We start from the raw sequence: 21,990 nt of genomic DNA on the forward strand, positions 1-21,990 counted from the left end.
ACCCCACTGAAACCCCGGATGCTCCCCGCGCACCCGAAGCCCCCCTCGGGTTCCAAGAACCAACCACCCCGAGCCCGACGCCGAGACGTTTCTGCTCAATGTCCGCAGCGTCAGACCAATAGATCACTATTTGTCGCCCCGTGTCCCACCATGGGCAGCAAGGTCAATCTAGACCATCAAGACCCGTCCGCAAGGGGGCATGTGTGGAATATGTGCTTACGATTTGGAGATGAGTCAACGGAGTCGTCACCGCTGCACACGCTTCGACCACCGAAGCGACCCTCGTGACCTGCGAAGACGGCGGTCCACGGTTGCAGGGCGGTATCACGCGCACTGATTGCCCGGCAGTGGGGCCGATCAGGACACTGCCGACCGAAGGCTGAAAACGACTCATACGCACCGCACATGCTGTCATCGGCGTTCGGATCGGGATCAGCGAAGTGCAGAAGCGGACGTCGAACCGACGCAGTCCGATCACGGTCCGGAACCTGCCCCTGCACTCCCGCCGGCCCGGGCGGCGTCCCGCGCGGGACGCCGCCGGTCATCTGTCCTCCCTGCCCGCACTCGCACCGCTCAGCGCAACTCGGCCTCCACCGGGCTGTCTTCGAGGAAGCCCCCCGACTGGTGGTGCCACAGCTTCGCGTACGGTCCGTCCAGCGTGAGCAGTTCCTGGTGGCTGCCCTGCTCCACGATCCGCCCGCGGTCGAGGACGACGAGCTGGTCCATGCCCGCGACCGTGCTCAGCCTGTGGGCCACCACCAGCGCCGTCCGCCCCTCCATGAGCCGCCACAGCGCCTCCTGGACCAGGATCTCGCTCTCCGAGTCCAGCGCGCTGGTCGCCTCGTCGAGGAGCAGGATCGGCGCGTCCCGCAGGATCGCCCGGGCGAGGGCGACCCGCTGGCGCTGGCCGCCGGACAGTTTCACGCCCCGCTCCCCCACCAGCGTGTCGAAGCCGTCCGGCAGCGCGTCGGCGAACTCCGTGACGTGGGCCGCCTCGGCGGCCCGGCGGATCTCGGCCTCGGTGGCCTCCGGCCGGGCGAAGGCGATGTTGTCGCGCAGGGTGCGGTGGAACATGGCCGGATCCTGCGGGACGTAGGCCATCAGGGAGCGCAGGTCGGTCTGGCGCAGCCTGCTGATGTCCTGGCCGCCGATCAGGATCCGGCCGCCCTCGATGTCCTGCATCCGCAGCAGCAGCCGGGTGAGCGTGGTCTTGCCGCCGCCGGAGCGTCCGACGAGACCGACCTTGGTCCCGCCGGGCACGACGAGGTCGAGCCCCTCGAAGAGCCGCTCCGCTCCCGCGTGGCTGAAGTGCACCCCCTCGAAGCGGACGTCGGCGGCCCCGGGCACCAGCGGCTCGGGCGACGGCGGGTCGAGCACGGTCGGCGGGGTCAGCAGCAGCTCGGTGAACTGCGCGGCCTCCGTCATCGAGCTCTCCAGCCGACGGTAGATCTGGTTGAACTCGAACATGATCCGGGTGGCGTTGGAGTAGTAGGTGAAGGCGACCACCACCGCCTCCACGCCGTGCTCGCCCCCACCCAGGGTCACCGCGAGCAGCAGCCCCAGCGCGTTGGTCAGCACCGACATCGGTGCGACGAAGGTGTCGATGCGCAGGTTGCCGTAGTCCCACGACCTGAGCATGAGCCGGCGTGAGGCCGCGACGCGCGACCGGTGCTCGGCGGCCTCCCGTTCCTCGGCGCCGAACGCCCGGACGGTGTCCATGTTCATCAGGCTGTCGGCGACGTGCCCGGACACCCGGGCGACCGCCGCCTCGCGTTCGGCGACCAGTTCCTGACGGCGCCGGATGAGGGGTGCCGCGACCAGCGCCGTCACCACGATCATCGTCAACAGCCCCACGACGAGCAGCGGTTCGTACCGCCAGAGCACCACCGAGCCGAACAGCAGCGGCACGACGCTGCCCACGACCTGGAAGCACAAGGTGTCGACGAAGGGCTCGAAGCGGGTGGCGAAGCTCAGGACGCGCTTGGTGAGCGACCCGGCGAAGTTGTCGTGGAAGAACGCCGCGTCCTTGGCGAAGAGTTCGTCCATCCCGATGATGTACAGGTGCTCGATGCCGAGGGCGTCGAGGCGGTTCATGCAGTGCAGGGCGACCCGCCACAGCGCCTCCGCCACCAGCAGGACACCGGCGAAACCCAGGACGTACGGCAGGGCCGACCGGATGGTGAGTTCGGCGCCGCCGGCGATGTCTCCGGCCAGCTTGGCCACGACCAGCGGGGCGAGGTAGTTGAGGCCGATGTTGCCCAGCGCGAACATCAGCATGGCGGGAGCCGTCAGCCGGCGCAGGCGGGCCAACTCCCGTCCGTAGTAACGAAGTGCGAGGAGCACCGCGCCCCTGCGCGGTGCGATTTTCTCCAGCTCAGGCGTCTGCATCCTAACCCTGTGTGTATGGGGAGTAACGGTCCGAGTCGGGAAGTGTCCCGTGGCCGCGGTCTCGCGGTCCACGTGTTTTACGACGGGTGAGGACCTGAGGGATTCGGCAACTCTCAAGTGGCGCAAGGGGATTGACCCAGAAAGCGCTTGCCACCTACGGTCCCCCGAATGGGTATGAAGCGAGGATTCGGCTGGGCGTCGCTCGCCGCGGCGACCACCATGGCACTGGCGGCAGGGGTGACCGCGGCACCGGCCGCCCACTCCGCGGACGATCCGGTGCAGGTCGTGGTCGACGGGCACGACGTACGCGCCGACAACGTCAACGGTCTCACCTACAAGGGCCTCGGCCTGCTCAGCTGCAACAGCACGAGCAATCTGCTGATGGACTACAAGGCGGAGCACCCGGAGCGGTACTGGCAGCTGATCCGGGTGCTGTTCGGCGGGCGGAACCCGCTGATCAACCATGTGAAGATCGAGATGGGTTCGGACACCAACACCTCGACCGGCTCCGACCCGGCGACCATGCGCACGGCGGACGAGCTCGCCGACGCGTCCCGCTCCCCCGGTTTCCAGCTGGCAGCCGACGCCAAGACGGTGAACCCGGGCCTGAAGGTCTCGATCCTGCGCTGGGTGATGCCCCAGTGGGTGCAGACCGAGTGGAACAAGGGCACCGGCACCGACGAGATGTACAAGTGGTACAAGGAGACGATCCTCGACGCGTACGAGAAGTACGGGTACATGGTCGACTACGTCGATCCGGACACCAACGAGACCACGAAGCCGGACCTCTCCTTCGTCAAGTGGTACAAGAACGCCCTGACGAACGACACCGAATTCGCCGACGCCCGCTATGACTTGACGCCCCGTCAGCAACGGGCCGCCGCGACGGCGTATCACGGCATCAAGATCGTGGCCTCGGACGAGAACACGACCAAGAACATCGGCCCGGCGATGCTCACGGACACCGAACTCTTCGGCATGGTCGACGCGGTGGGCTACCACTACACCACCGAGGACCGGCTCGACGGCACTACGGACAGCGCCACCTACCGGCCCTACACGAAGCTGGCGACCGCCGCCGGAGGTCAGGACAAGGAGGTCTGGTACAGCGAGGGCGTCGGCTCCTTCGGCTGGACGGACTACCGGGTGAACAACACCGAGGGCCCGGGCGGGGCGAGCACGGGTATCGGCGGCGTGCAGAGCGCGCTGGACGTCGCCAACCGCTCGGTGAAGAGCTACGCCAACTCCAAGCGGACCCACTACATCTTCCAGCCGGCCATCGGCGCCTTCTACGAGGGCGCCCAGTACAGCCACAAGGAACTGGTCAGCGCCCGCGATCCGTGGTCGGGGAACATCCACTACGACGCCGCGCTGTACATGATGCAGCACTTCACCCAGTTCGCGAGAACCGGCTGGGAGAACGCCACCAACACGGCCGGCATCTGGCGCACCGTGCCCGAGGCGAGCTACAGCGGGGTGAGCGGCACCGAGAACGTCGACGGCTCCAACGGCGCGCCCAGTTATCTGACCCTCGCCGACCCGAGGAAGCGGGACTTCTCGACGATCGCCGTCAACGACAGCGACCGGACGAAGAGTTATCGCATCAAGGCCGAGAACATGGAGCTGGGCGACGATCCGGCCATGGAGGTCTGGGAGACCCGCGCGGCCGACCCCGGCCAGGCCTACGACGCGAACTTCAAGCACCTCGCCGCCGAACTCCGCCCCGACGGCGAGGGGTTCTACACCTACACGGTGAAGCCGCGCTCGATCGTCACCTTCACCACGCTCGACCGCAGCCACGACAAGGCGACGCGGCAACGCCTCCCGGAGTCCGGGGCCCGCACCGTGCTCGACACGGACGCGACCGGCAAACGGCACGACACCCGCGACGGCGTGCTGTACGCCGACGACTTCGGGTACGAGGAGGAGGGCCCGGTCCGGGTCGGCACGGACAACGGCGCACGCACGGTGTCCCAGCCGTACCTCACGTCCCGGGGCAACCAGCCGCGCTACCTGGTGGACCAGACGGGTGCGTGGGAGGTGGGGAAGGACTCCGACGGCGACAACGTCCTCTACCAGTACCTGGACCAGTCCATGAAGGACACCGGCGCCTGGAACCGGAACACCCCCAACACCACGGTCGGTGACTTCCGTTGGGAGAACTACAAGGCCTCGGTCGACGTCTCCTTCCCCGATCCGCAGGGCGGCCTGGCCACCTTGGGCGTACGGCAGCAGAAGGGCATGGCGGCGACCGACGCCGCGTACGGCATCGGGATCGGACCGGCCGGGAACTGGACCTTCTACCGCTACGGCACGGCGCTCCGCACCGGGACGGTCGCCCCGGCCGACCGCTACCGCCTCACCGTCGAGGCCAAGGACGCGCGGGTCACCGTCTCCGTCGACGGCCAGGCCGTGGCCGAGTACCAGGACCCGACGCCGGTGACCGGGGGCCGCGTCAAGCTCGGCTCCGACTTCCACAAGGTCGGCTTCGACAACCTGAAGGTGGAGAAGGTCGCCGGCTACACGCCGTACGCCACGGCGCTGACCGACAACATGGACGGCTCGGTCTCCTACACCGGCCCGTGGAGCCGGAACGCCTCCCTCGGGGACGCGATGAACTGGTACCGGTCGACATCGACCGGCGCGAGCGCCGGTGCGTCCGTGACCGTCCCGTTCACCGGCACGGGCCTCGACGTCATCGGCGGGAACGACGGCAGTGCCGTTCTCGACGTCACCTTGGACGGACGGCCGCTCGCCCGGGACGCGCGGACGGTCGCCACCGACAAGCGCCAGGCGACCTACCGGCTCCGCGGGCTGCGGGAGGGCCGGCACACGGCCACGTTCACCCTGCGGTCCGGGACGATCGTGCTCGACGCCTTCACCGCGATCTCCGGTGACGTGGACGGCCGGGTCGACACCACGCCGCTGCGCACCGCCCTGGACACCGTGGGATCCCCTGACCGGTCCGAATGGACGGCGGACTCCTGGGCCGTGTTCAGCGCCACCCGCTCGGCGGCCAGGGCCGCCGTGGACGGGCAGCGGGGCCTCGACGTCATCGGCGTCGCCCAAGTCGCGAACCGGCTCACCGCGGCGCGGGACGGGCTGGTGCGGGAGGGGGCCTGACCGAGGCGGGAGCTTCGCGGGTTCCCGGCACGGTTCTTCCCGGCCCCGTCCTTCCCGACCCCCGTCCTTCCCGGTCCCGAGCTCCCCAGTCCTCTCGGTCACCCTCGCGGGGTGAAGCCGTGCGGGCGGGGTGGTCGGATCCTTGAGGGGCACAGCGTTCCGCGCCCGAGGACCAGTCGAGGGCCGTGACGAGGTCGGGAAGGGCGGATGGACGGCCAGCAGTCGCAGGGACGGTCCACGACCCCCGGTCACGACGTCCGGGGGCCGTGGGACCGGCTGCGAGCCGTGCCGGGGATCCAGGCGCTCACGGGCTACCGGCGCGAGTGGCTGGCCAAGGACGTGGTGGCCGGGATCGCCCTCACCACCCTGCTCGTCCCGCAGGGCATGGCGTACGCGGAACTCGCGGGGCTGCCGCCGATCACCGGCCTATACACCACGATCCTGTGCCTCCTCGGCTACGCGGTGTGCGGCCCGTCCCGGATCCTGGTGCTCGGGCCCGACTCCTCGCTCGGCCCGATGATCGCCGCCACCGTGCTCCCCCTCGTCGCGTCGGACGGGGATCCGGAGCGGGCGGTCGCCCTGGCCTCGATGCTCGGGCTCATGGTGGCCGGCATCATGATCCTCGCCTCCGTGGCCCGCCTCGGTTTCATCGCGGACCTCATCTCCAAGCCGACGATGATCGGCTACATGAACGGCCTGGCCCTGACCATCCTCATCGGCCAGTTGCCGAAGCTGCTCGGGTTCAAGGTCGACGCGGACAACCTGCTCGGCGAGTGCGCGGGACTGGTACGGAAGCTGGCCGAGGGGGCGACGGTACCCGCGGCGGCGGCCGTGGGCATCTCGGGGCTGGTCCTGATCCTGCTGTTGCAGCGGTTGCTTCCCAAGGTGCCCGCCGTGCTCGTGATGGTCGCCCTCGCGATCGCGGCGGCCTCGCTCCTCGACCTCGACGAGCACGGCGTGGGGCTGGTCGGCCGGTTGCCGGAGGGCTTCCCGCCGTTCACGCTTCCCCACGTACGGGCCGACGACCTGGTCCCGCTGTTCGGCGGCGCCCTCGGGATCGCCGTGGTGTCACTGGCCGACACCATCTCCAACTCGTCGGCGTTCGCGGCCCGTACCGGGCAGGAGGTGCACGGGAACCAGGAGATGGCGGGGGTCGGGGCGGCGAACCTGGCAGCCGGGCTCTTTCAGGGTTTCCCCGTCAGCGCGAGCGGCTCCCGTACGGCGGTCGCCGAGCGCACGGGCGCGAAGTCCCAGCTCACCGGCGTGGTCGGCGCGGTCCTGATCGTGCTCATGCTGGTGCTGGTGCCGGGCCTGTTCCGCAACCTCCCGCAGCCCGCGCTGGCCGCCGTGGTCATCGCCGCGTCCCTGTCGCTGGCCGACATCCCGGGCGCGATACGGCTGTGGCGGCAGCGACGGACCGAATTCTCTCTGTGCGTCGCCGCGTTCGTCGGGGTCGCCGTGCTCGGGGTGCTGCCCGGCATCGCGATCGCGGTCGGGCTGTCGGTCCTCAACGTCTTCCGGCGGGCCTGGTGGCCGTACGACACCGTGCTCGGGCGGGTGCCGGGCCTGGAGGGGTACCACGACATCCGCTCCTACCCGGGCGCGGACAGGCTGCCGGGGCTGGTCATCTACCGGTTCGACGCGCCGCTGTTCTTCGCCAACGCCAAGAGCTTCCGCGACGAGGTGCGGCGACTGGCCGGTGCCGATCCCGGGCCGCGCTGGATCGTCGTCGCCGCGGAGCCCATGACGGACGTGGACACCACCGCGGCGGACGTGCTGCACGAACTCGACACCGCGCTCAGCGTCCGGCACGTCCGGCTGGTCTTCGCCGAACTCAAGGACCCGGTGCGGCGGAAGATCGAGCGCTACGGGCTCACCCGCACCATCGATCCCGACCGGTTCTTCCCCACCGTGGAGGCCGCCGTCACCGCCTTCAGCCGCAGTACCGGGGCCGAGTGGTCCGTCGGCTCCGACACCCGACCGCTCGACAGGAGGTGAGGCGGATGGGCAGCAACGACAGGGGAGCCGCCACGGAGGCGGCACGGCTGGCCGTGGGGCTGGTCGATCTCGCCGTACGGGCCGTCACGGGCACCGCCGAGGGCGCGGCACGGGTACGGCGCCGGGGCTCGCCGGCCGTACCGGACGCGGCGTTCGGTCTCGCGTGGGAGCTGCGGCGCCGGTCGCGCGCGGTCGTGACCGGAGTCGGCGCCGTGGCCGTGCCCTGCACCCGCGCCGCGGTACGGGTCCTCGTGCCGTCGTTCGCGGCCGATGCCGTTACCCGCCGGGTGGCGCGCTGGAGTGCCCTCGGCGCGGCGGAGCGGCTGCGGGCCCGTGCCGAGGCGGAACTGCGCGCCCGGGCGCTGGTGCGTGCGCTGACCGCCGCAGTCCTCGACGAGGTCGACGTCGACGCGGTGGCCGACCGCCTCGACGTCGACCGCGTCGCCGCCCGCCTGGACCTGGACGCGGTGCTGGCCCGCGTGGACCTGGACGCCGTGCTCGCCCGTCTCGACCTCGACGCGGTGCTCGCGCGCGTCGACCTGGACGCCGTGCTGGCCCGCGTCGACCTCGACGGCGTCCTCGACCGGGTGGACCTCGACGCCCTGCTCGCCCGCGTCGACCCGGACCCCGTGCTCGCCCGACTCGACCTCGACGCGGCGCCCGCGCGCGTCGACCTGGACGCCGTGCTGGCCCGCGTCGACCTCGACGGCGTCCTCGACCGGGTGGACCTCGACGCCCTGCTCGCCCGCGTCGACCCGGACCCCGTGCTCGCCCGACTCGACCTCGTGGCGTACGCCGAGTCGGTGCTCGACGAACTCGACCTCGGCCGGGTGGTGCGGGACACCGGCGGAAGCATCACCGCGGAGACGCTGGACTCGTTCCGTGAGCAGAACGCCCGCGCCGACCGGCTGGTGCAGCGGCTCACGGACCGGCTGCTGCACCGGGCGGGCGCGTCCGGGGCGGGCGGGCTCTCCGACGGGCCGGCCGCACCGGTGGAGACGCCGTGACAGCCCCGGCCCGCGCCCGTCGCCCGCAGGAAGTGCAGGGGCGTCCGGCGGGGTTGGTGTCGCGGACGGCGGCGGCCGCAGTGGACCTGCTCGTGGTGCTGGCGATCCTGCTGGCCGCCGAGGCCGGGTACGCCGCGGCCCACCGGCTGCTGGTGGGCCCGCCGTTCGCGTTCCCCGACCCCGGGCCCGCCGCCACCGCGGCTCTCGGCTCCGGGGCCCTCGTCGTCTACCTCGCCTGCGGGTGGCTCTTCGGCGGGCGGACCGCCGGGGACCAGCTGATGGGCCTGCGGGTGACGGACCGTTCGGGGCGGCGCCTCACCTCGGGCGCGGCCCTGATCCGGGCCCTGCTCTGTGTCGCGCTGCCCGTGGGGCTGTTGTGGATCCCGTTCAGCCGGCGCGGTGCGTCGCTCCAGGACGCGGTGACGGGCAGTGCCGTCGTGCACGACTGGTACGGCCGTACGCGCAACCGTCCTACGGGTTCACGTCCTACGGGTTCACCTTCCGCGGGTGAGGCGCGGGATGCGCGCGGCCGGATGGGATGAGCCCGGGGCGGAGAAAGGGAGAGAAGTCATGGCGACACTCGGTCCGGTGCAGTTGCTGACCATCGAGTTCGGCCCCGACGCGGCGTTCGAGGGCCGTGTCCTCCAGGAGCTGGCTGTCCTGGAGGGCAAGGGGCAGATCCGGGTCCTGGACGTGCTGTTCCTCCAGAAGGAGATCGACGGCGACACGGTCGGCCTCAACTACGAGGCGGAGGGCATGGGTGAGACCGTCGAGGCGCTGCTCGGTCTGACGCCCCGTTTCCCGGACGCGACGCGCGGCGCACCGGAGTACGGCCCCGGCACCAGGGCCTTCGGGTTCACTCCGCGTGATCTCAGGGCGCTCGCGGAGGAACTCCTGCCCGGTACGGCGGCGGCCTTCGTGCTGCTGGAGCACCTGTGGGCCAAGCCGCTGCGGGAGGCCATCCGGGACGCGGGCGGGCTGCCCGTCGCCGAGGGCTTCCTGACCCCGCAGGCCCTGGCGCCGGTGGCGGCGGACCTGCTGGCGACGACCCAGACCGTCGACGACCTGACGGCAGCGCAGCAGGCCTCCGGGCGGCTGACCGCGAGGACGGGGTGACGACGGGGTGACGTGGCCGGGCGCGGGTGACCCGTGTCTCCGGCCGGGAGCGTCTGCCTCCCGGCCGGAGCGCCGCGTGCACAGGTCACCGGTCGCAATGGGCCGGGCCGCGCCGCGAGTAGTCAGGCGTCCGGCTCCTGCACGGCGGAGCCCCGCGCCGCAGCCCCGGCACCCCGCCCGCCCCGGGCCAGCCGGGCCACGCGCCGCCAGTCGGCCGGTGCCGCGAGTACCGGCCTGCCGGGGCGGTGGCGGGGTACGCGGACCCGGAGCGCTCCCGGCTCGCTGCGGCAGACCACGGGGGTCGGCAGCAGGACGTGTTCCCCGTCGATGCCGACCGCGATGTCGCTGGTGTCCGCGTCCACGACGACCTCGTCGACCCGCAGCCGCATGACGGACCCGGAGCGCTCACCGCGCACCAGGCGGGCCGCCTGCGCGGTGTTCGCGACGCGCACGCCCAGCACTCCGAGCAGCCCCGAGTCGAGGCGTTCCCGGCGTCCGGGGCGGGCCGCGTCGACGGCCCGCAGATAGGGGTTGTTGCTGACGAGGAGCGCCTGGAGTCCGCCTACCTGCGTGGCGCCGGTCCGCATCCGCAGGCCCGGCGCGTCCTCGCCGGTGAGCAGTCCGGGAAGGGTCCGCAGGGTCGTGTGCAGCTTGGCGTCGCGGTAGGCGGGGTCGGCGACCACGGAGGCGTACGTCCCGAACGACGCGTTGTTGACGAACACCCGGTCCGCGGCGAAGCCGAGGTCCACGGGCTGTTCCACGCCGTCGGTGAGGGCTTCGAGGGCTGCCGCCGGATCGTCGCGGTCGAGACCGAGATCGAGGGCGAAGTGGTTGCGGGTCCCGGCGGGGATCACCACGAAGGGCAGGTCGTGCCGGGCCGCCACCTCGGCGACCAGGGCCTGGGTGCCGTCGCCGCCGGCCACCGCCAGCAGGTCGGCGCCCTCGGCCACGGCCTGCCGGGCGAGTTGCACCACGTCCTGGTTCCCGTCGAGCAGCACGACGCGGGCGCCGGCGGACCGGGCCTTCTCCACCAGGCCGAAGCGTCCCACCTTGCCGCCGCCGGACCGGGGGTTCATCACGACCCAGGGATCGCGCGGTGCCGGTGCCCGCCGGGCCGGGGAGCGCGGGGGCGCGAGGGCCGTACGTGCCGAGGCGACGGCCAGCACCCACAGGACCAGGGACAGACAGGCCGGGCCCAGCATGCCCGACGCGGCGTACAGGGAGAGCACGGTGAGCGGCGCGGTCACCGACAGCACCAGCCCGAGGACGCGCAGCACACCGGTGTGGGCCAGCGTCCACCACACCCCGACGGCGGCGACCGCCAGTCCGGCGATGCCTACGAGGGCCCACAGCACACTGCGCAGTCCGGCCACCAGGAGCGGTACCAGGACGCTGCACAGCAGGGCGAGGAGGGCGAGGCGGGCCCGGAGGACGCTGCCGGTGCGTGCACCGTCGCGCTGCTGCCGTTCCATGTCCTCGCCCTCCCTCCCGGCGCGGCCCTCACCCATGGGCCACGCACTCGACGGGTCGTCACATGTCGCGTCCGGGGCGCTCGAAGGGCTCGAAGGAGTCGTCGCGCCGGACCGTGCACAGGGCCCAGATGATGAACCCCGACATCGCGATCATCACGATCGACCAGGCCGGGTAGTACGGCAGGGAGAGGAAGTTGGCGATGATGATGAGTCCGGCGATGGCCACTCCGGCCACCCGCGCCCAGGTGGCCGCGCGGAAGAGGCCGAGGCTCACCAGCACGCCCACCACTCCCAGCGCGAGGTGGATCCAGCCCCAGCTGGTGAGGTCGAACTCGAAGACGTAGTTGCGCGTCGTGACGAAGACGTCGTCCTCGGCGATGGCCATGATGCCCCGGAAGATGTCGAGCACTCCGGCGAGCATCAGCATGACGGCCGCGAAGACCGTCGTGCCGGCGGCCCAGTCCTGCTTGGCCGTGGTGCGGTGCGTGGTGTGTGTGGCGGTCATCCTGACCCCTCGTTTCGATCGTTCGGTGGGCTCAGTGCCGGGAGCCGGCGGCGACACCGGTGGAGGCGGTCCCCGAACCGTGGCCGCTCAGGACGAGGTCCTTGGCCCGGGCGAACTCCTCGTCGGTGATGTCGCCCTTGGCCCGGATCTCCGACAGCTTGGCGAGTTCGTCGGCACTGCTGGTCCCGCCGCCGCCCTGGGCGGTCTCGCGGATGTAGGAGTCGAAGGCCTGCTGCTGCGCCCGTGCCTGGGCGACCTCACGGCGTCCCATGTTCTTGCCGCGGGCGATGATGTACACGAAGACGCCCAGGAAGGGCAGGACGATCGTGAACACCAGCCAGCCGGCCTTGGCCCAGCCGCTCATGGCGTCGTCGCGGAAGATGTCGACGACGACCCGGAAGAGCAGGACGAACCACATGATCCACAGGAAGAACCAGAGCATCGACCAGAAGACGCTCAGCAGCGGGTAGTCGTACGCGAGGTACGTGGACTCGCTCATGTCACTCTCCTCCGTCCGGGGCCTTCGCCCGGCCGCCTGTCTGTGCGTCTTCAGCGTGCCCACGGCAAGGAGCCGACGGCTTCACCCGGCGCGGGTGAGCGGGTGACCGGGCCGGCGCGCCGGCCCGTGCGCTCTCCACTAGCCGTGCGGCCCGGGCCCCATGTGCCGGGCGAACCGGATCGGCGTTCCTGGTATGGCTCACCCGGCCCCCTGGCTCACCCGGCCCCCTGGCTCACGCGGCCGCGTGTCCCGGTCGGCCGGGGGTGTCGGGCGCCGGTTGTGCCGCGGCGAGCACCGCGATGATCCCCAGCACCACCAGGACCAGCGCCAGGACGAGGGCCACCGCGCCGACGGTGGGGTGGTTCCACAGGACGAGAGCCAGGGCACCCGCCCCGATGACGATCCCGGTGGTCCACTTCTGGTGGGCGGAGAGCCAGTGCCCGGTGAGACCGGTGGTCACCCCCGCGCGGCGCAGCGTGCTCCCGGCGCCCGCCGCGCCGCGCCCGGCGAGCGCGCGCACGCCGCGGGCGACCCGGCCGGGGCCGTAGAGACAGGCGGTGAGGGCCGTGAGGAGGCAGACGACGAGCAGGGTGCGGGCGCTCGCGCGCAGGAAGCGGAGGAAGGTGTCGAAGATCGCCGCGGCGGCATCGGGCGGCAGGGTCGCCGAGGGCACGGAGTCCAGGTAGACGCGCCGCAGCACGACCAGCGCGACCAGCACCACCACCGTCGTCACGGCCACGCCGAGCGCGGTGATCATCACCATCACCCGGTGTCCGGGAGCGACCCACACGGCGAGGGCGGCGAGAGCGAGCGTCAGGACGGGCAGCCAGGTGCCCACGACGTCCAGGAGGCGCATGCCGTCCTGGGCCTTGGCGAGCTGTTCGGTGCGGAACAGCGTGACCGTGCGGTCGGTGTCCGGGATGGCGGCGGCCTTCTCGAAGCCGGCGTCGACGAGCCGCTGCCGCACCTGGTCGACCACGGCACCGATGTCCAGCTGCACCGTGTCCCCCTCGGCCTGCACCGCGCCCTCGCGGTCGCCGGTGAGCATGTTCACCACGGTGGCGTGGGCCCGCCGGTTGGCGCCCTCCCAGGTCTGCTGGAAGACCTCGCTCGTGACCACGCGGCTCACGGTGCGCTCCACGACGGAGCGCACCGCGGAGCGCAGCGGGGCGGTGAGGGACTTCGAGCCCTCGACGACCCGGGGCGGGGCCCCGTTGTCCGACAGCGTCCTGGTGAGCGCGGTCGTGATGGCCTCCACGTCGACCTGGGCCACCACCCGGTCGGTCAGCCGGTCGGTCACGACGCCCTGCACGGCCGGGTCGGAGGCCAGGGGGGCGACGGTCTGCACATACCGGTCGGTGTCGGCGACCTGGTCGTGCACCCAGGTCGCGACGAGGGCGAGGGGTGCGAGCAGGAGTGTGAGGACCAGGAGGACGGTGGCGCCCGCGCAGCGCGCTCGGCGGTGCCGTACCGTCGCGGCGCGGCGCAGTCGCCGGTACTCGGCGTGCTCGTCCGCGGTCATGGTGTGGCCGGTGCCCGGGGATGCGTCGCCGCCCGGCGTGCCGGAGGTCGGGGCGGGAATCATGGGGGCTCCCTGGCTGGACCGGGCCGCCGGGCTCGTTCCTCAGGCGTCGGCGGGCCGACGGACGTCCGTGATGCCGGACCGGCGCAGCGCGGCCCGCCAGGCGAGGGCGAGGACCAGCTCGAACAGGCCGAGCAGCACGAGCCACAGTCCGAGCAGCCGGGTCAGCGCCCGCGCCGACTCGGTCGGCAGGGCCAGCACCACGATCCCGGCGACGATGCCGATCACGGCCGCGCCCAGCACGAAGGCCCGGTGCGGCAGGTCCTCGGCGGTGATCGCCGTGTAGAGGGTGAGGATGCCGGTCACCAGCCAGACGACCCCGACGATCAGCGAGAGGGCGGCGATGGTCTGGAGCGGATTGCGCAGGCACAGCACGCCCGCGAGGACGTACAGCACGGCCATGATCAGGCCGAGGAGCCGCTCGCCGGGTGCGTGCCAGGCGAAGACGGAGACGAACTTGAACGAGCCGGCGACCAGCAGGTACAGGCCGATCAGGACGGCGAGGACGTGCAGGGTCTCGTCCGGCCACACCAGGACGAGGATGCCGGGCACGAGCGTGGCGATCGCGGATCCGAGGATCCAGGTCCAGGAACGGCCGAGCCGCTCCAGTACGTCCGCTCCGGCGGCCGTGCCTCCGGGGGTGCCCCCGTAGGGGTCCTGGTCCGTCGCGGTGTGTGGTGCCGGGCCCCGCTGCGTGGTCATGGCTTCTCCTCGCCCGCTCGAACGGGTCGTCCCCCACACCGCCGGAGCGGTGCGGGGCCCCTCACGCGGCCAGCGTCCCGCGTACCGCCGGTGCCCGGGTCACCCGTCGTGGGTGATCCGCGGGTCCGGCCGTGCCGGTGGGCTGGGAACGAGGTCGTACGCCGGCCCGGCGGCGGCCCGAACGAAGTGGGACGGGATGAGCGCTCCCCCCGAGCGCCCGGACGGGGCACCGCCCGCCCGGGTCCGGCGGGCGGTGTGCGAGGCCGTCGCCCGCACCTCGCGGGTGTCCGGCCCGCCGGTCGTGGTGCGGCCTCTCGTCTACGATCCAGGAGGTCAAGCCATGACCGTACCGAACTCCTCGACGGTCCTTCTGTCGCCCTCGGAACGGGCGGCGATCGGCAGGAACGCCCGCGCCCGCGTGCCCCGTTCGAGCCACGGCTTCTTCGAGACGGACCCGGCGCGGTTCGACCCGATCGAGGTGATAGAGCGTCAGTCGGCCACGCGAGTACCGGAGTTGGTACCCATCCGCTACGGGCGGATGCTCGAGTCGCCCTTCCGTTTCTACCGCGGCGCGGCGGCCATCATGGCGGCCGACCTGGGCGCCTCCCCGAACACGGGGCTGCGGGTGCAGTTGTGCGGGGACGCGCATCTGCTGAACTTCCGGCTGCTGGCCTCACCGGAGCGTCATCTGGTCTTCGACATCAACGACTTCGACGAGACGCTGCCCGGCCCCTTCGAATGGGACGTGAAGCGGCTGGCGGCGAGCTTCGCCATCGCGGCGCGCGCCAACGGCTTCTCCCTCAAGGAGCAGAACACCATCGTGCGGACCTGCGTCCGCTCCTACCGCAAGCGGATGCGGGATTTCGCCGGGATGCGCACCCTGGACATCTGGTACGCCCAGGACGACGCCGACCACCTGCGGGCGCTGCTGGCGTCCTCGATGGACAAGAAGGCCAGACGCCGTACCGCCCAGGCCACCGAGCAGGCGCGTACCCGTACGCATATGCAGGCCTTCGCGAAGCTCACGCGGAGCACCCCGGAGGGCCGCCGGATCACCGCCGACCCGCCGCTGATCACACCGCTGAGGGATCTGCTGGCCTACGCGGCGGACAACGAGCAGGAGAAGGAGCTGCAGACCGTTGTGGAGCAGTACGCGCGCACCCTGCCGTCCGAACGGCAGCACCTGTTGCACCACTTCCACCTGGTGGACATGGCCCGCAAGGTGGTGGGGGTGGGCAGTGTCGGCACCCGCTGCTGGATCCTGCTCCTGCTGGGCAGGAACGACGACGACCCGCTGCTCCTCCAGGCCAAGGAGGCCCAGGAGTCGGTGCTGGCCGCGCAGACCGGCGCGGACCGCTTCGACAACCAGGGCCGGCGGGTCGTCGACGGCCAGCATCTGATCCAGACGACCAGTGACATCTTCCTCGGCTGGACCCATGTGGTGGGCATCGACGGCGTCGAACGCGACTTCTACGTACGGCAGTTGCGGGACTGGAAGGGCATCGCCCGGCCGGAGATGATGGACCCCGCGATGCTCGCCCTGTTCGCCCGGGTGTGCGGCTCCTCGCTGGCCCGCGCCCACGCCCGGTCCGGCGACCCGATCGCCATCGCCGCCTACCTGGGCTCCGGCAACCGCTTCGACCAGGCCCTCACCGGCTACGCCCAGTCCTACGCCGACCAGAACGAACGGGACTTCGAGGCACTGGCCACCGCGGTCCGCTCGGGCCGGGTCCAGGCGGAGACGCTCTGAGCGAGAGGAACGGCAGCGACCACGCTGCCCTGCGGTGCTGTGCGTTCGAAGCCGGGTGGGCCCGGAACCGGCGCGGGAGGCGCGTGGGCGGTGGGCGCGAACACTCGGGGTGGGGTGAGGCAGTGAGGGCGGGGGCGGGCCGCGTGAGGGACCCACGGGCAGATGAGCGTGCGCGGGGGCACACGCACTCCGGCGGTGGGTGCGCCACAGCGGCACTCAGACGAGTGAGCCACCCCCGCCCCGGGGCGGACGAGTGGCGGCAGGGGCCCGTGCTCGCCCCTCTCACGGCGGCGACCCGGTGCGACTGACGGGCACCGGGTGCCGGCGGCGGGCCGGTACGGCCGGCCGGCCCCGCGCAATGCCCGTCGGACGGTGCCGCCGACGAGCCCCGCACGCCGACGGCCGACCGGTCCGACTGCCCGGCGCCGTGCGCCGACGGCGAGCCGGTACAGCTGACGGGCCCGTCTCAGTCGGGCATGCGTCGCATCTCCACCACGTGCAGCCCCAGGGACTGGCAGCGGGCCAGGAGTCCGAACAGGTGCGCCTCGTCGATGACCGAGCCGAACAGGACCGTCTGCCCGGACATGACCACGCGTTCCAGCTCGGGAAAGGCTTCGGCCAGTGTGTCCGACATATGTCCGTCGACTCGGATCTCGTAGCGCATGGGCTGTACTCCCGCAGGCGGCCTGGCGGGCGGTCGGCGCCCTGTACTCCGATGGTCCATTCGAACGCCTCCTTCCTGCCTCACCCGGCGGAGGTGATCCGCCGGCCGGCGCACGGGCGACCTGGTCAGTGCTTCAGGAACACCTTGAACGAGATGATCAGCAGGCCGATCAACAGGTTGACGGTGGCGGTGCCGACGACCAGGCGCCAGGACGCACCGGCACGCCGGGCCGCCGCCACCGACCAGCCCACCTGTCCGGCCACCGCGACGGACAGCGCCAGCCACAGGGCACCCTGCAGGTCCAGGCCCAGCAGCGAACTGACCGCCACCGCGACGGCGGGCGGCACGGCGGCCTTGACGATCGGCCACTCCTCCCGGCAGGCCTCGAAGACGACGTGCCGGTCGAGGGACTGTTGCGCCAGACGCGCCCCGAACAGCTGGGCGTGCACGTGCGCGATCCAGAACGCCACCCCGGTGAGCAGCAACAGCAGCACCAGCTCCAGCCGTGGGAAGGAGCCGAGGGCGCCGGCTCCGATCACCACGGAGGCCGCGAGCATGGAGCCGTAGACACCGCCGGAGTAGTCGGCGCGGGCCCGGGTCCCGGTGCCGGGCCCGCGTACCGTCGTGGGGTCGGTCGTGGACATGGATGCTCCTTGGAAGTCAGCGCGTCGGTCCGGCCGAGGGGGACGGCGCGGGGGTGCCCGCCGTCTCGCGCCGGCCGCCGCGGCCCGCCGGGAGGTTCGGGGTGACGAGGAAACTGGCCAGCGTGATGCCTCCGGTGGCGAGGATCGCCGCCTTGAGGCCGTCGAGCTGCGCGGCGGCGTAGGAGTCCGTGACGGCCTCGACCTCGGAGGGCGGCAGCCCGGCGTTCTCCGCCGCCGAGCGCACCTGGTCGGTGGTGACGAAGGAGATGCCGGCCTCCAGGGCGACGCCGGTCTCGGCGCGGGTCTCCTCGGACAGCCGCGGGTCGTCGGCGACCTGGCTGGTGAAGGCGTGCGCGAGGGCGCCGAGCAGGATCGACCCGATCAGGGCCGTGCCCAGCGCGGAGCCCAGGTTCTGCGCCGTGAACTGGAGCCCGCCGACCTCGCTGCGCTCCTCCTCGCCCGCGCTGGACTGGACGACGTTGCCCAGCTGCGACGCGAGCAGCCCCGTGCCCACGCCCACCAGGGCCATGGCGCCGGCGAACTGCGCGTCGTCGATGACCGGGTCGATGGTGGCCAGCAGCCAGACGACGGCGACGGCCAGGGTGGCGAGGGCCAGCCGGATCATCCGGCGCGGTCCGACGGTCCGGCCCAGCGAGGAGGCGAGCAGGGAGGCCGCGAGCATGGTCACGGAGACCGGAAGCAGCCGGAGCCCAGTCTCGAAGGCGTCGAAGCCCTGCACCACCTGGAGGTACAGCGGGATCACGAAGAAGAGCCCCAGCAGAATGAGGTTCTGGCTCAGCAGGGCCATCAGACCCGAGCGCAGCGCGGGCCGGCCCAGCAGGGGCAGGTGGACCAGGGGGTCGACGCCCCGTTCGTCCCGCCGCCGTTCCCAGCGGACGAAGAGGGCGAGGACGGCCGCTCCGGCCCCGACGACGAACAGCGTCGGGGAGAACCCGAGGACGGTGAAGGGCGGGTTGCGGGGCGAGACCCATCCCCACGTGCTGCTCTGGAGGACCCCGAGCACGCCCAGGCCGAGCCCGGTGGCCGACAGTACGGCTCCGATCCCGTCGAGACGGGGGCGGGTCCCGGTGCGGGCGGGTTCGGCGATCATGCGGCGGCAGCACAGTACGGCCAGGACGACGACGACCTCCCCGGCGAAGACCAGCCGCCAGGTGAGATACGTGGTCACCCAGCCGCCGAGGAGCGGTCCGACCGCGATCCCGGCACCGGCGAGGCCGCCGATGACGCCGTAGGCGACGGCCCGGTCGGGCCCGCGGTAGGACTCCGCGACGAGGGCCGCCATGGCCGGCAGCACCATCGCGGCGCCGATTCCCTCGACGACGGACCAGCCCAGCGCGAGGACCCATACGGTGGGGGCGAGTGCGGTCAGTGCCGATCCCGTGGCGTACACGGTCAGCCCCAGGAAGAAGAGACGGCGGCGCCCCAGGATGTCGCCGAGCCGGCCGCCGATGAGCATGAACGCGGCCATGACCAGCGCGTACAGGGTGATGACGGCCTGGATCGTGGTCACCTCGGTGTCGAAGTCCTCGACGAGCTGACTGATCGAGACGTTCATGACCGAGGTGTCCAGGACCATCAGGAACTGGGCCGTGCCCAGGACGATCAGAGCGCGCCAACGCCGCATGGTGACCACCTCGCCAGATCGGTCAGCGGCTCGGTGGGGACGGCCGCTCCTCCCATGGCAGCGGACCGGGGTGCGCGGGCGCCTCACCCGTCACGGGCGACCTGCCGGTTGCTCACAGGAGCCGCAGGTCCCGTGCTCGGCGTACCGCCTCGCTGCGGCGGTTCACCGCCAGCTTCCGGTACAGGCTCTTGAGGTGGGTCTTGACGGTGTTCACCGACAGGTACAGGTCCGCGGCGATCTCCTGTGTGGACATCATCTGGGCCAGCCCGCGCAGCACATCGCGTTCGCGCTCGCTGAGTTCCTGCACGAGGACCGGCGCGGGGGGCGGTCCGGCACCGGTCGGTCCGGCGGCGGCCGTGGGGGCGGCAGCGGGCAGGAGCCATCCGGCGGCCAGCGTCCGCACGGGTGCCACGGCCAGGTAGGGCCTGATCCACCGTCCGGCGTCGATGAAGGGGCGGCGCAGCCGTTCGCGCCGGGCGCCGAGGAGTGCTTGGGCGACCAGCCTGCGGGCCGTCTCGGTGTCTCCCCGCTCCGCCGCGGCCTGAGCTCTCACCAGCGCCGCCCGGACGGTCACCGCGGGCCCGGGCCGGCTCTCGGCGGGCAGGCTGTCGAGGAGTTCCAGCGCGGCGTCCGTCTGGCCCGCGGCCAGTCTCAGCCGGGCGGCCTCCACCACCCACGCGGGGCGGTCGTCCGGCAGCTGTCGCAGCAGCTCGGCGGCGGTCCCGGTCCGTCCCTCGGCCAGATGGACGGCGGAGGCGACCACCTGTTCCAGGCCCTCCGCCCACGGGGAGGCGACGGCGGTGGAGACGGCCGGGGTCGCCGACTCCACGGCCGCCCGCGTGTTGCCGCGGGCCAGCTGGAGCCGGGCCGTGGCGAGGGCCCGCCCGGCGGCCTGCACGGGGTCCTGGATGTCGAGGGCGAGTTCGTCGGCCTCGTCGATGAGCGACTGGGCGCGACCCAGTTCGTTGCGGTCGACGGCCACGGCCGCAAGGACCAGCCGTTCGATGCCTGAGCCGGACGGCCGGCGGAGGCTGAACCGCTCGGTCTCGGTCATCGCCGCCAGGGCCTTGTGCTCGGCCCTGCCGGGCCATCCGTTCAGGTAGTCGATCAGTGCCAGGTGGCCCATCGACTCCTCCCGGGGCAGCACCGTCTGGGCGCCGCCGGGAGACTCGGCGGCCTCGGTCAGCGCGGCTCGCGCGTCCTCGTAGCGTCCGGCCCACAGACGGGTGGAGCCCAGGTGGGTCAGCAGCAGGGCGGGAAGTTCGGGGTGCTTGTCCAGGAGGTGCGCCGGGATCTCCGGTCGTACCTCGTCGGCGGCCTCGGCGGCCTGTTCGGCCCGCGCGGGCGAACCGGTCAGTCTGGCGGCCACCGCCTCCAGGAGGGCCCAGCTCAACTGGGCGGCCGCGGGGTCGCCCGCGTCGCCGGCCAGCCCCGCCTCGGCGTGGTGGAGGTGGGCCATGCCCCGGTCGAGGTCGCTCTGGGCCAGGTCCCGGGCGGCCCGGACGAGCTCGGGCGCGGGTCCCACGGCCTCGGGGCCCATGTGGGAGAAGAGTTCGTTGAGCTCGTCGGAGCGCAGTCCGGTGAAGAACTGTCCTATCGCCAGGTCGTCGACGAGAGCGCTGGCGGTGAAGTCCCAGTCGTCGGCCGCGGCGCCGTGCGCGAGGGCCTCCGGGAGGGTGCCGCGGCGGCGCAGCCACTGGGCCGCCGACCGGTGCAGATCGGCTTCGAGGCCGGGGCTGCGCACCCGCAGGTGGGTCTGGAGTATCTCCCCGAACAGCGGGTGCAGGTGGTACCACCCCTGTCCCAGCTGTTCGACGAAGGCGTTGTCGCGGTGCAGCTCGGCCAGGATGCGGCCGGCGTCGGTCCGGTGGGTCAGTCCGTTCACCAGGTCGGGGCAGAAGCGGTCGAGGACGCTGACGCGCAGCAGGAGGTCCTGTGTCTCCCGCGGCTGGCGTCGGAGCACCTCCGCCAGCAGGAAGTCGGCGACGGTGCTGCGGTCGGCCTCGAACTCCTTGAGGTAGGCCTGCGGGTCCGGGCTCTCCTGGGCCGCCAGGGCGCACAGCCGCAGCCCGGCGGCCCAGCCGCGGGTGCGCTCCACCAGGGCGTGCACGGCGTCGCAGGGCAGGCGCAGTCCGTGCAGCTCCAGCAGTGCCGCCGCCTCCTCGGGCGTGAAGGCGAGCTCCGCGTCGCGGATCTCCGTCAGGGCCCCGGCCGCCCGGTACCGGTGCAGGGAGAACATGGGCTCGTTGCGGGTGACGAGGACCAGGTGGAGTCCGGAGCCGGCGTGCTGGAGCACGAACTCCAGCTGCTCCGCGATCCTGGAGGCGCTCACCCGGTCGAACTCGTCGAGGACGACGAGCGGGGCCGGGTCGCGTCCGACCAGGTCCTCGGCGATCTCGGAGAGCACCTTGCGGCTCACCCGGCTCGGGTCCGCCGGGACGTGGACGCGGTCGGACAGGGGGGTGCCGACGGCGTTCAGGGCCTGGAGGAAGTAGGCCCAGAACATGCCGGGCCGCTGTTCCTCGGCCTCGACGGTGAGCCAGGTGACCGGGCGGTCCAGGGTCGCGGTCCAGTCGGCGACCAGCAGGGTCTTCCCCGCGCCCGCGGAGCCGTTGACCATGGTCAGCGGGGTCCGCAGGGCCTGGCCGAGATGCCGGGTCAGCCGGCGGCGGGGAAGGAAGGTGGCGGGCCTCGACGGCACGGCGAACCGGGTCCGCAGAAAGGGATCGCCGAAGGGATCGACCGGGCCCTCGGCCGGCACCCCGATGGTCCTGTCGCCTGTAGCCACGGTGCTCACCACCACGCGTCGTCAGGTCCTGGGCAACGCCCCCCATCGCTCAGCTTCTCACTCTTCCCTCACCCTCACCCGGCGCACAGGTCCCCACTGGTCCCACC

General features: G+C 72.2%; 16 protein-coding genes. 6 read left to right on the plus strand and 10 right to left on the minus strand.

All coding sequences use genetic code 11. The annotated features are described in order from the left end of the window. Positions 1 to 573: 573 nt before the first annotated feature. Positions 574 to 2,388, minus strand: coding sequence for an ABC transporter ATP-binding protein (locus H295_RS0110470; protein WP_078616617.1), 1,815 nt, complete (start codon positions 2,386 to 2,388; stop codon positions 574 to 576). 168 nt (positions 2,389 to 2,556) lie between these two features. Here H295_RS0110470 and H295_RS0110475 point away from each other — a divergent pair, with 168 nt between their 5' ends. From H295_RS0110475 to H295_RS0110495, 5 genes are all read left to right on the plus strand, one after another. Next, on the plus strand, positions 2,557 to 5,511 hold the full coding sequence (locus H295_RS0110475; RefSeq protein ID WP_234021588.1) for a GH59 galactosidase: 2,955 nt from the start codon (positions 2,557 to 2,559) through the stop codon (positions 5,509 to 5,511). Between the two features lie 207 nt (positions 5,512 to 5,718). Next, a complete protein-coding gene (locus tag H295_RS0110480) occupies positions 5,719 to 7,509 on the plus strand; it encodes a SulP family inorganic anion transporter (RefSeq protein WP_020135315.1) in 1,791 nt (596 codons plus the stop codon). Between the two features lie 5 nt (positions 7,510 to 7,514). Further along, entirely contained in the window at positions 7,515 to 8,516 is a 1,002-nt protein-coding gene (locus H295_RS43070) for a hypothetical protein (protein ID WP_020135316.1), read from the plus strand. Next, entirely contained in the window at positions 8,513 to 9,058 is a 546-nt protein-coding gene (locus H295_RS43075) for an RDD family protein (protein ID WP_051135531.1), read from the plus strand. The genes H295_RS43070 and H295_RS43075 overlap by 4 nt, the downstream gene beginning before the upstream one ends. Before the next feature lie 28 nt (positions 9,059 to 9,086). Further along, complete coding sequence (locus H295_RS0110495; protein WP_020135318.1) at positions 9,087 to 9,632, plus strand: hypothetical protein; 546 nt, start codon at positions 9,087 to 9,089, stop codon at positions 9,630 to 9,632. 122 nt (positions 9,633 to 9,754) lie between these two features. Here the strand turns inward: H295_RS0110495 and H295_RS0110500 are convergent, their stop codons facing one another. The 5 genes from H295_RS0110500 to H295_RS0110520 all read right to left on the minus strand — a co-directional run bounded on the left by H295_RS0110500 (position 9,755) and on the right by H295_RS0110520 (position 14,392). Next, positions 9,755 to 11,104, minus strand: coding sequence for a diacylglycerol/lipid kinase family protein (locus H295_RS0110500; protein WP_020135319.1), 1,350 nt, complete (start codon positions 11,102 to 11,104; stop codon positions 9,755 to 9,757). Between the two features lie 58 nt (positions 11,105 to 11,162). After that, complete coding sequence (locus tag H295_RS0110505; RefSeq protein WP_020135320.1) at positions 11,163 to 11,609, minus strand: DUF7144 family membrane protein; 447 nt, start codon at positions 11,607 to 11,609, stop codon at positions 11,163 to 11,165. A gap of 31 nt (positions 11,610 to 11,640) precedes the next feature. Next, complete coding sequence (locus H295_RS0110510; protein WP_020135321.1) at positions 11,641 to 12,108, minus strand: SHOCT domain-containing protein; 468 nt, start codon at positions 12,106 to 12,108, stop codon at positions 11,641 to 11,643. 232 nt (positions 12,109 to 12,340) lie between these two features. After that, on the minus strand, positions 12,341 to 13,693 hold the full coding sequence (locus H295_RS0110515; protein WP_020135322.1) for a hypothetical protein: 1,353 nt from the start codon (positions 13,691 to 13,693) through the stop codon (positions 12,341 to 12,343). Between the two features lie 39 nt (positions 13,694 to 13,732). After that, positions 13,733 to 14,392, minus strand: a complete 660-nt coding sequence (locus H295_RS0110520; protein WP_020135323.1) for an HdeD family acid-resistance protein — start codon at positions 14,390 to 14,392, stop codon at positions 13,733 to 13,735. Between the two features lie 340 nt (positions 14,393 to 14,732). Between H295_RS0110520 and H295_RS0110525 the strand changes: the two genes are divergently transcribed. Beyond that, positions 14,733 to 16,142, plus strand: a complete 1,410-nt coding sequence (locus H295_RS0110525; protein ID WP_020135324.1) for a DUF2252 domain-containing protein — start codon at positions 14,733 to 14,735, stop codon at positions 16,140 to 16,142. Between the two features lie 466 nt (positions 16,143 to 16,608). On the opposite strand, the gene H295_RS0110530 is transcribed toward H295_RS0110525, so the two are convergent. The 4 genes from H295_RS0110530 to H295_RS0110545 all read right to left on the minus strand — a co-directional run bounded on the left by H295_RS0110530 (position 16,609) and on the right by H295_RS0110545 (position 21,898). Further along, entirely contained in the window at positions 16,609 to 16,806 is a 198-nt protein-coding gene (locus H295_RS0110530; RefSeq protein WP_020135325.1) for a hypothetical protein, read from the minus strand. 125 nt (positions 16,807 to 16,931) lie between these two features. Continuing rightward, complete coding sequence (locus tag H295_RS0110535; RefSeq protein WP_020135326.1) at positions 16,932 to 17,450, minus strand: hypothetical protein; 519 nt, start codon at positions 17,448 to 17,450, stop codon at positions 16,932 to 16,934. A 16-nt stretch (positions 17,451 to 17,466) separates the two neighbouring features. After that, positions 17,467 to 19,095 carry an MFS transporter gene (locus H295_RS0110540; RefSeq protein WP_020135327.1) on the minus strand — a complete coding sequence of 543 codons (1,629 nt, stop codon included), beginning with the start codon at positions 19,093 to 19,095 and terminating at the stop codon, positions 17,467 to 17,469. 112 nt (positions 19,096 to 19,207) lie between these two features. Beyond that, a complete protein-coding gene (locus H295_RS0110545) occupies positions 19,208 to 21,898 on the minus strand; it encodes a LuxR C-terminal-related transcriptional regulator (RefSeq protein WP_028809236.1) in 2,691 nt (896 codons plus the stop codon). Positions 21,899 to 21,990: the final 92 nt, after the last annotated feature.

This window comes from Streptomyces sp. 351MFTsu5.1 (assembly GCF_000383655.1).
In the GTDB taxonomy this organism is placed as follows: domain Bacteria; phylum Actinomycetota; class Actinomycetes; order Streptomycetales; family Streptomycetaceae; genus Streptomyces; species Streptomyces griseorubiginosus.

Coding starts and splice junctions, on each gene's coding strand:
- H295_RS0110470 (WP_078616617.1), bottom strand. CDS start 2,388: ATGCAGACGCCTGAGCTGGAGAAAATCGCACCGCGCAGGGGCGCGGTG.
- H295_RS0110475 (WP_234021588.1), top strand. CDS start 2,557: ATGGGTATGAAGCGAGGATTCGGCTGGGCGTCGCTCGCCGCGGCGACC.
- H295_RS0110480 (WP_020135315.1), top strand. CDS start 5,719: ATGGACGGCCAGCAGTCGCAGGGACGGTCCACGACCCCCGGTCACGAC.
- H295_RS43070 (WP_020135316.1), top strand. CDS start 7,515: ATGGGCAGCAACGACAGGGGAGCCGCCACGGAGGCGGCACGGCTGGCC.
- H295_RS0110495 (WP_020135318.1), top strand. CDS start 9,087: ATGGCGACACTCGGTCCGGTGCAGTTGCTGACCATCGAGTTCGGCCCC.
- H295_RS0110500 (WP_020135319.1), bottom strand. CDS start 11,104: ATGGAACGGCAGCAGCGCGACGGTGCACGCACCGGCAGCGTCCTCCGG.
- H295_RS0110505 (WP_020135320.1), bottom strand. CDS start 11,609: ATGACCGCCACACACACCACGCACCGCACCACGGCCAAGCAGGACTGG.
- H295_RS0110510 (WP_020135321.1), bottom strand. CDS start 12,108: ATGAGCGAGTCCACGTACCTCGCGTACGACTACCCGCTGCTGAGCGTC.
- H295_RS0110515 (WP_020135322.1), bottom strand. CDS start 13,693: ATGATTCCCGCCCCGACCTCCGGCACGCCGGGCGGCGACGCATCCCCG.
- H295_RS0110520 (WP_020135323.1), bottom strand. CDS start 14,392: ATGACCACGCAGCGGGGCCCGGCACCACACACCGCGACGGACCAGGAC.
- H295_RS0110525 (WP_020135324.1), top strand. CDS start 14,733: ATGACCGTACCGAACTCCTCGACGGTCCTTCTGTCGCCCTCGGAACGG.
- H295_RS0110530 (WP_020135325.1), bottom strand. CDS start 16,806: ATGCGCTACGAGATCCGAGTCGACGGACATATGTCGGACACACTGGCC.
- H295_RS0110535 (WP_020135326.1), bottom strand. CDS start 17,450: ATGTCCACGACCGACCCCACGACGGTACGCGGGCCCGGCACCGGGACC.
- H295_RS0110540 (WP_020135327.1), bottom strand. CDS start 19,095: ATGCGGCGTTGGCGCGCTCTGATCGTCCTGGGCACGGCCCAGTTCCTG.